Raw genomic sequence first — 9,960 nt, forward strand, 5'->3', positions numbered from 1 at the left:
CGACGAAACAAAACGCATCTTCGTGTTTGTATCGTACCTATAAGGAATTGAAACTTGAAAGCTGATTTGTTTTTCTGTGCCTAATCTTCAAGTTTGCATCGTGCTTATAAGGAAAAAAACAGCGTATTCGGTGCTAATTTGATTTGAAAAAGCTGTCCAAAAGAGCCGACTAATCGGTTTTTTTTATGGACAGCTTTTTTGTATGAAAACGCATTTGTGTGTAGTAAAAAATTTTTCGTTGACAAACGCTTAAAAATCATCAATCCTTCTAAATAAAGGCTATACTATTTTACATTTAGAGGGGGGGATTGTATTGAAAATTGCTAAAGTGATTAACAATAATGTCATAAGTGTTATTGAAAACGGAAAAGAGCTTGTCATTATGGGGAGAGGTATTGCTTTTCAAAAAAGGTCGGGTGATGATGTGGATGAAGCAAAGATTGAAAAAGTATTTAAACTGGACAACAAAGATTTGATCAGCAAGTTTAAAGAATTGTTGTACGAAGTTCCAACTGAATACATTCGTATTACGGAAGAGATTATTAAGTATGCGAAAGAGGAACTAAATAGGAAGTTAAATGACATTATTTATATTTCCCTTACTGACCATATTCATTTTGCGATTGAACGCTATCGGCAAGGAATTCAAATCGTGAATCCATTAATTTGGGAAATTAAGCGAATTTATAAAGATGAATTCCGAATCGGGAAGAAAGCGCTACAAATGATCCAACAAAATTTTCATATTGATTTACCAGAGGATGAAGCAGGATTTATTGCTATGCACATTGTTAATGCAGAACTCAATGAAAAAATGGGCGATGTCGCAACGATGACAAAAATGATTCAAGATATTTTAACGATTGTAAAGTATCATTTCAAAATTCAATTGGATGAAGAATCATTGAATTATTTCCGTTTTCTTACACACCTTAAATTTTTCATTCATCGTTTGATGAACAAAAATTTACTAAGCCAAGAGGATTATGACTTACATGAACTAGTGAAACAAAAATATTATGAAGCGTATAAATGCACGGAGAAAATAGCGGAGTATATTCAAAAGACGCACGGATGCACGCTCCCCCCTGAAGAAGCAATGTATTTAACTATTCATATTGAACGAGTAACAAATCGCACATAAATTTGTATTGACAAAAATGAAAGCGTATGCTAAAGTGAGGGTGAAAGATGAATAATATTCAGACAATTAGGATTGTTACTGGTTGTGCAGGCAAAACCTAAATTGTCTCGCCATATTACGTGTTGGCGGGCAATTTAGGTTTTTTTATTTTTTATGCCTGAAAACGGATACAAAAATAAGGGAGGTGCTGTTATGGCAAAAAAAGATTACACAACATTGTCAAGAGACATTTTGAGATTAGTGGGAGGGAAGGAAAATATTGAGAGTGTCTACCATTGTGTAACAAGACTTCGTTTCAAGTTGAAGGATGAATCTATTGCCAAGACAGAAGAGATTAAAAATTTAGATGGCGTTGTTACAGTAATGAAAAGTGGTGGGCAATATCAAGTTGTCATCGGGAACCATGTTCCTGACGTTTATGCCAACTTTTTAGAGGTTTCTGGAATTCATATGGACACATCAGCGAATGATGAAACAAAGGAAAGCAAAATGAGTTTAGGAGCAAAGTTTATTGACATCATTTCAGGAGTGTTTTCACCAATTTTAGGTGTTTTAGCTGCAACGGGAATGATTAAAGGATTGGCAGCTTTGTTGTTGGCACTTCATTGGGTCTCTGAAGAATCAGGAACATACCACCTGTTGAATATGGCTGGAGATGGTTTATTTACATTTTTACCAGTATTTTTAGGTTACACAGCAATGAAAAAATTTGGAGGGACACCGTTTGTTGGTATAGCCATTGCTGTAGCACTTGTTCATCCAAATGTTAGTACGTTGTCCACAGGTGATCCGCTATATACGTTGTTTAATGGAACAGTATTTCAGTCAAATATTCATATTACGTTTTTAGGGATACCAGTCATTTTAATGTCATATGCATCATCGGTTATTCCAATTATTATATCAGCATATTTTGCGGCAAAGTTAGAGAAACGATTAAAACGCATTATTCCGGATGTTATAAAAACATTTGTCGTTCCTTTTTTTACAATTATCATTATGGTTCCACTTACGTTTATTGTTATTGGACCGGTTGCGACTTGGGCAGGAAGTTTGTTAGGTGCCGTGACGGTTTGGATTTATAAATTAAGCCCGATCTTGACGGGGGTATTATTAGGTGGATTATGGCAAATATTTGTTATGTTTGGATTGCATTGGGGGCTTGTTCCAATTGTTATAAATAATTTAGCTACGTTAAAGTATGATCCAGTTTTAGCTACAGTAACCTTCGTATGCTTTGCCCAAATTGGTGCCGTTTTAGCTGTTATGCTAAAAACGAAAGATAAAAATTTGAAGTCCCTTAGTGTCCCTGCCTTTATTTCGGGTGTTTTTGGTGTTACAGAACCTGCAATTTACGGGGTTACGTTGCCGTTGAAAAAACCTTTTATTATGAGTTGTATCGGTGGAGCTGTCGGTGGCGGCATCATTGGCGCTTTTTCAAGTAAGATATGGATGATTGGAGGATTAGGGATTTTTGCTATCCCAACATATATTCAACCGGGATCCGGGCTTGACCTACCTTTCTGGGGAGCAATTATTTCATTAGTTGTCTCCTTTGTTGTCGGATTTTTGTTGACGTACTTCTTAGGGTTCAAAGATAAAGATACGGAAAATGAGCAGGAAGTAACTCCAACATTGGTAAAAACAGAAAAGAAAAGTCTCGTTTTAATGAGTCCACTAAGAGGTGATGTCATTCCGCTATCCAACATAGGAGATGGTGCTTTTTCAAGTGAGGCAATGGGAAAGGGGGTTGCGATTGAACCAATAGAGGGGAAAGTTGTTTCGCCTGTTGACGGCGTTGTGACTGCTTTATTTCAAACGAAACATGCTATTTGTATTACTTCGGATGATGGACTTGAGATTTTGATTCATATTGGAATGGACACTGTGAAACTAGAGGGACAATATTTTACGTCACATGTGAAACAGGGAGATGCAGTAAAGGTTGGGGATCTACTTGTTGAATTTGATATTGATAAGATTAAAGAAGCGGGGTATGAATTAGTCACCCCAATCGTTATAACGAATAGTGAAAAGTTTTCAGAGGTCAAATCGACTTCAAAAGGTACAATTAGTCAAAACGAAACGTTACTAGAAATTTATGCTTAGGGGATGTAAGTGTAGAAAGTCCGATGAAAGAATGCTCTATCCTTTTCATCGGACTTACCAATCGTATTTAATCTATAAAAAATATTCGAGGAGGTTGTTACGATGAATAAAACTTATCATTTTCCAGAGAATTTTTTGTGGGGGGGAGCCACAGCGGCGAACCAATTAGAAGGTGCTTATCAAGAAGGGGGGAAAGGACTGAGTATTGCTGATGTATTACCAGGTGGGAAAGTACGTTTGAATGTGTTGGCAGGAAATACATTTAACTTTGAAATAGATAAGTCAAAATATGTATATCCAAACCATGATGGGATTGATTTTTATCATCGTTACAAAGAAGATATTGCTTTATTTGCTGAAATGGGATTTAAAGCATACCGAATGAGTATTGCGTGGTCGAGAATTTTCCCAAACGGTGACGAGTTGACACCGAACGAAGAAGGATTGAAATTTTATGATGCTGTGTTTGATGAGCTTCATCAGTATGGGATTGAACCAATTGTGACGATTTCTCATTATGAAATGCCGCTTCATCTCGTTAAAGCGTACGGGGGATGGAAAAATCGTAAACTTATTTCGTTTTTTGAGCGATACGCAAAGACGTTGTTTGAGCGTTATAAAAATAAAGTAAAATACTGGTTAACATTTAATGAGATCAATGGAGCCATTCATTTCCCGATTTTAAGTCTCGGCTTTTTACCGGAAAATGAAGAGGAGCGCTTACAACATATTTTTCAAGCGTTGCATCATCAATTCGTTGCGAGTAGTTTAGCTGTAAAGGCAGCCCACGAAACGATTCCAGACGCAAAAGTTGGATGCATGCTTATTTATGCCCCTACGTATTCTTTTGATTGTCATCCAGAAAATGTTTTACATGCTTTACAAGAAGGTCGCATATTTAACTATTTATGTGGTGATGTGCAAATACGCGGGGAGTATCCATCATTCGCAAAACGTTTCTTTAAAGAGAATGGGATCGAACTAGATGTCTATGACGGAGATATTGAGTTGTTGAAAAAATATCCTGTTGATTTTATTAGCTTTAGCTATTATATGTCTCGGACAGTAAAAAAGACAAAGGCACCTGAAGAAATGACGTCAGGCAATATTATTGGCGGAGTGAAAAATCCATTTTTACAAGCAAGCGATTGGGGATGGGAAATCGATCCTATCGGCCTTCGTATTGCACTAAACGAACTTTACGATCGGTACCAAAAACCTTTGTTCGTTGTTGAAAATGGGCTTGGAGCATATGACAAAATAGAGGAAGATGGCTCAATTCATGATGATTACCGCATTGAATATTTGCGTGAACATATTAGAACGATGGGGGAAGCGATTGAAGATGGAGTAGAGCTCATGGGGTATACGTCATGGGGATGCATTGATTTAGTTAGCGCATCAACTGGCGAAATGAGCAAACGTTACGGGTATATTTACGTCGACAAACATGATGACGGATCGGGAACGTTAGAGAGAAGAAGGAAAAAATCATTCTTTTGGTATAAACGTGTAATAGAGACAAACGGAGAAGAGCTGTAATTCAAAATAAATGTGATATCACGTGAATAAAGTATAGATTAAGGATACAATCATGTTGAAAAATCCAGCAAGCGAATGCTGGATTTTTCATATTACAATCATATTTGTAAGTTTAGTAATATGAATGTATCCCTTTACTGAACTCCATTTCATATTTGTACATCATTTTTTTTGAATATACTGTTAAAAAATATTGTAAAACGCTTTCATTTTTGTGTATAATACTGCTAAACCGGTTTACTTACTAAATCGATTTAGTAAAGGGGAATGAACGCGTTGCAGGAAGTGACGATGGCTGATGTAGCGAAGCTAGCAAACGTGTCAAAAAGTACAGTATCGCAATATTTAAACAAGAGATATGAGTACATGAGCGAGGAAACGAGAAGACGTATCGCGGAGGCAATTGAGCAACTACAATACCGCCCAAACGTCATTGCTCGAAGCTTAAAACAAAAATCAACAGCAACGATTGGTGTAATCGTTTTTAACATTTTACATATGTTAACGACACAAGTGTTGCGGGCGATTGAGGATATGTGTCAACAACATGATTTTCATGTCATCGTTTGTAATACAGATGACGATCCTGAAAAGGAAAAAAAATATATTGATATGCTATGGGCGAAGCAAGTGGATGGATTTATTATTTTTCCAACAGGAAAAAACGTCGATTTATACAAAAAAATGATCGAAGCAAGATTACCAGTTGTATTCGTTGACCGGACGGTTGAAGGAATTGATGTAGATGCTGTTTTGTTAGATAACGAACGTGCTGTCCAATTAGGAGTGCATTATTTCATTGAGCAAGGATATAAACATATTGGGCTCGTAGCACCACCATTTGCGCCACACGTCATTCCGCGCACAGAGCGGATCAATGCATTTCGTCATGCGTTGCGCGAAGCAAATCTTCCAATCGAAGAAGAATGGATCATTACCGAGCAAGTAAAGCACATTTCGGGGCGATTAGATGCGCTTTGGCAACGGGATAAACTGCCTGAAGCGATATTTGCCATTAACGATCTAACATTAATGGAGGTGTTGACGTTTGCCAAAAGGCGGCAACTGACCATTCCACATGACATAGCACTCATCAGTATTGACGACGTTCCGTTTGCGTCCATTTATACCCCTTCACTAACAACAATTGCCCAACCAGCTTTTGAGATGGGGGAAAAAGCTACGGAACGGCTGTTTATGCAAATGGACGGCGACATTTCTCCACAAATGTTTCGGCTTGCTCCAAAGTTAATAGAAAGGGATTCAGCAAAGAAAAGAGGAGATAAAATTGAATAGTAACCAAATCGTCATCGGAATAGATATTGGCACGACAAGTACAAAAGCAGTCATTTTCGAAGAGGATGGACGCATTCGAGCGATGCATGCGGTAGAATATCCGATGCTCCATCCACAACCAGGATGGGCGGAACAAGACCCATATATTCTTTTTTCTGCCGTCGTACAAAGCATACAAGGGGCTGTATACAAAGGGAATGTTTCAGCTGAACAAGTGAAAGCGATTGGAATAAGTGCAGCAATGCATTCATTAATTTTAGTTGACGAGCATCATCGTCCGTTGACAAATTGCATGATTTGGACAGATAATCGCAGCAGTAAGCAGGCGGAGCAATGGCAAAAAACAAAACGTGGAATAGAGATATATAAAAAAACAGGCACACCGATTCATCCGATGTCGCCGCTTATGAAATTGATGTGGTTTAAAGAGCATGAGCCACATGTATTCGAACGAGCGCATAAGTTTATTTCGATAAAGGAATATGTACTATATCAATGGTTCCATCAGTATGTTGTCGATTATTCAATTGCCTCGGCAACCGGCCTATTTTCTTTACAGGCGTTTGATTGGGACGAAGAAATTTTGCGACTGCTTCATATTGACCGCCAGCAACTATCTCAGCTTGTTCCGACGACATATACGTTACGAGGAATGGACAAAAAGTGGGCAGAACAGCTCAGTATTTCTGCACATACCCCTGTCGTCATTGGGGCGAGTGATGGGGTGCTCGCCAATGTCGGGGTCGGCGCAGTGTTGCCGCATGAAGCTGCAATAACAATTGGCACAAGTGGAGCGGTGCGAACGATTTCATCACTTCCAAAAACTGATGAACATGGGCGAACGTTTTGTTATGTGTTGACAGAAAATGAGTGGGTCGTCGGAGGCCCGACAAACAATGGTGGCATTTTATTACGCTGGTTACGCGACGAATTTGGGGCACAAGAAAAAGAGGTAGCTAAACGACTAGGAATCGATCCATACGATTTACTGACACAATACGCTGCACGTGTTCCAGCAGGATCAGAGGGGTTGTTATTTTTGCCATTTCTATCTGGGGAACGTGCGCCGTATTGGGACGCACATGCGCGCGGCACATTTTTTGGTATTAGCTTGCGACATGGGCGCGAGCATTTCATTCGAGCCGTCATGGAAGGTGTTTGTATGAGTGTGTTTTCTGTTGCGCTCGCTGTTCGTGATGTGACCGGACCGTTATCAGAAATTCGGGTGTCAGGTGGATTCGCGAAGTCAACGTTTTGGCGCCAAATGTTGTGCGATATGATGGGGAAAGAGTTGCTTGTGCCAGACACGCATGAGGCGTCCGCGCTAGGGGCTGCAGCACTAGCTCTTTATGCGACGGGGGACATTGTTTCACTACAAGAAGTAAAGTCATGGTTACGCATTTCATCGCGTCATGAGCCAAATGAGCAGCATACAGCGATTTATGCGGAACTATTTGACTTGTATACAAGATTGTATAGGCAGTTAAAAGATGAATTTCGAGTCATTTCTTCGTTTCAAAGTAAATATGTATAACGAGAGGGGGGGATTCACTTCGCAACTAAATCGGTTTAGTAATTGTAAGCGCTTTCTAAAATAAAAACAAGGGGGAGTTGGAGGAGATGGCATCATCTTCGTTAATTGTTATTGTGATTGCTGGAATTAGCTTATTATTATTTCTTATTATTCGTTCGAAATTGCATGCGTTCGTTGCTTTATTGCTCGTTAGTTTACTTGTTGGAATTGCGGCAGGCATGCCACTAAAAAGTGTCATTGAGTCCATTCAAAACGGAATGGGAGGAACGCTTGGTTTTGTAGCGGTTGTCGTTGGATTAGGTGCAATGTTCGGTCAAATGCTTGAAGCATCCGGGGGAGCTGAACGTTTAGCACAGACGTTGATGAAAAAATTTGGCGAAAGTAAGGCGCAGTGGGCGCTTGGAATTACTGGCTTTTTAGTTGCCATTCCGGTATTTTTCGACGTAGGGTTTATTATTCTCGTACCGATTGTTTACGGATTAGCGAAAAAGACAGGACGTTCTCTTTTATATTATGGTATTCCTCTACTTGCTGGTCTGGCGGTAACACATAGTTTTATTCCGCCGACACCAGGACCAATTGCAGTCGCCAATTTAATCGGTGCGGATTTAGGTTGGGTCATTTTATTTGGGTTTATTGCGGGTATTCCTGCGATGATTGTCGCTGGTCCGTTGTTCGGAAAGTATATTTCAAAGAAGATTCACGCTTCTATTCCGACTTATATGGAATGGAAAGAACATGATCATGAACAAGATTTGCCGAGTTTTGGATTAATCGCGACGATCATTCTCATTCCTTTGTTGCTCATTTTAATGAATACGGTTTCAGGTGTTGTTTTGCCAGAGAAAAATATGCTTCGATCGCTGTTCACCTTTTTAGGTCATCCGTTTGTCGCTTTAACGATTGCTACTTTACTCGCTTTTTACTTCTTAGGACGAAAGCGGGGACTTTCCAAACAGCAAGTACAGGATATTGCAACGAAGGCACTAGAACCGGCAGGAATTATTATTCTTGTCACAGGTGCTGGTGGAGTATTTAAACAAATTTTAGTCGATTCAGGCGTTGGCAAAGTGCTTGCAGATATGATGTCGACATCATCGTTGCCGCCGATTGTTCTTGCGTTTATTATTGCGGCGCTCGTTCGCGTCTCACAAGGTTCAGCTACAGTTGCGATGGTGACATCTGCAGGGTTAATGGCTCCATTTATAGAAACATTGCAGCTGACAGGTCCAATATTAGGGTTAATTACTATCGCAATTGCGGCAGGGGCGACGATTCTTTCGCATGTAAACGACTCAGGATTTTGGCTTGTGAATCGCTACTTTGGTTTAGAAGTGAAGGATACGTTGAAATCATGGACAGTAATGGAAACAATGATTGCGCTGGTCGGGTTTTCCGTTGTATTTGCGATTAGTTGGTTTATTTAACTGTACAATAGATCGTCTGTTATTCAGCAAATGTCGGCAGGGGTGAGACGAATAAAGCAGTACAACCGATGTTTGAAGAGCTGTAAGAAGTATCGGGAGTTGCTGAAGAGAAATTTGCCTCTGGACTCGGCGAATACTCTTAGAGAAATGGTTAAACATGTGAAAACAACATATTGCAGCAATAAAGGGGCGCCAAAAAGTCAGTTATTTTGACTTTCTGGACGCCCTGTTTGTTGTTAAAACTGTTTCGCTGCTTTTTTTGCTCGTTCGATCGCTTGTTGCTTAATGCTTTCTGCTTCGTTTGGAAAAGCGTTCATACCTTCGACCGCAATCGTTTGAACGTCTGTTATGCCGATAAAAGCGAGAACAGCTCTTAAATAGCGGTCACCAAACTCCATTTCTTTCGCCGGACCTTCAGAATATATGCCTCCTCGTGCTTGAATGTGAAGCGCTTTTTTCCCTTTTAGTAGTCCAACAGACCCTTCTTCTGTATATTTAAACGTTTTTCCGGCGATACAAAGCGTATCGATATATGCCTTCAATTTTGGAGGGAAGCTAAAGTTCCACATTGGTGTGACGAATACATATTTGTCAGCTTCAATAAATTGATCGCATAGCTCGTTCATACGTGCGATTTTTGCTTGCTCATCTTTGTTTAATTGGTCAAATGCTTGTCCTTGTTGAAGTTTGCCCCAACCGTTAAACACATCTCCATCAATATAAGGGATGTCCATGTCATATACGTGCAATTCAACGATTTCATCTTCGGGATGATGTTGCTTGTAGGCGTTGACAAACGCGCGACCGACGGACAAGCTAAACGATTCATGTTCTTGTTTTGGATTTGCGGTAATATACAATACTTTGGCCATAACAGTTCCTCCTTGATGTAAGTTTACACTTACTTA

General features: G+C 39.6%; 7 protein-coding genes. 6 read left to right on the forward strand and 1 reads right to left on the reverse strand.

From position 1 onward, the window contains the following. Positions 1 to 313 precede the first annotated feature (313 nt). From licT to V7Z64_RS09305, 6 genes are all read left to right on the forward strand, one after another. On the forward strand, positions 314 to 1,144 hold the full coding sequence (licT, locus tag V7Z64_RS09280) for a BglG family transcription antiterminator LicT (protein ID WP_297988203.1): 831 nt from the start codon (positions 314 to 316) through the stop codon (positions 1,142 to 1,144). 192 nt (positions 1,145 to 1,336) lie between these two features. Continuing rightward, entirely contained in the window at positions 1,337 to 3,253 is a 1,917-nt protein-coding gene (locus V7Z64_RS09285) for a beta-glucoside-specific PTS transporter subunit IIABC (protein WP_297988207.1), read from the forward strand. 102 nt (positions 3,254 to 3,355) lie between these two features. Beyond that, positions 3,356 to 4,795: a glycoside hydrolase family 1 protein gene (locus tag V7Z64_RS09290; RefSeq protein WP_297988210.1), complete on the forward strand. Its 1,440-nt coding sequence runs from the start codon at positions 3,356 to 3,358 to the stop codon at positions 4,793 to 4,795. A 276-nt stretch (positions 4,796 to 5,071) separates the two neighbouring features. After that, positions 5,072 to 6,091, forward strand: a complete 1,020-nt coding sequence (locus tag V7Z64_RS09295; RefSeq protein ID WP_297988220.1) for a LacI family DNA-binding transcriptional regulator — start codon at positions 5,072 to 5,074, stop codon at positions 6,089 to 6,091. Continuing rightward, complete coding sequence (locus V7Z64_RS09300) at positions 6,084 to 7,625, forward strand: gluconokinase (RefSeq protein ID WP_297988212.1); 1,542 nt, start codon at positions 6,084 to 6,086, stop codon at positions 7,623 to 7,625. Before V7Z64_RS09295 ends, V7Z64_RS09300 begins: the two co-directional genes overlap by 8 nt. An 86-nt stretch (positions 7,626 to 7,711) precedes the next feature. Further along, entirely contained in the window at positions 7,712 to 9,052 is a 1,341-nt protein-coding gene (locus tag V7Z64_RS09305; RefSeq protein ID WP_297988214.1) for a GntT/GntP/DsdX family permease, read from the forward strand. A 236-nt stretch (positions 9,053 to 9,288) separates the two neighbouring features. Here the strand turns inward: V7Z64_RS09305 and V7Z64_RS09310 are convergent, their stop codons facing one another. After that, entirely contained in the window at positions 9,289 to 9,924 is a 636-nt protein-coding gene (locus tag V7Z64_RS09310; RefSeq protein WP_297988217.1) for an FMN-dependent NADH-azoreductase, read from the reverse strand. Positions 9,925 to 9,960: the final 36 nt, after the last annotated feature.

Source organism: Anoxybacillus sp. (assembly GCF_036834105.1).
In the GTDB taxonomy this organism is placed as follows: Bacteria; Bacillota; Bacilli; order Bacillales; family Anoxybacillaceae; genus Anoxybacillus.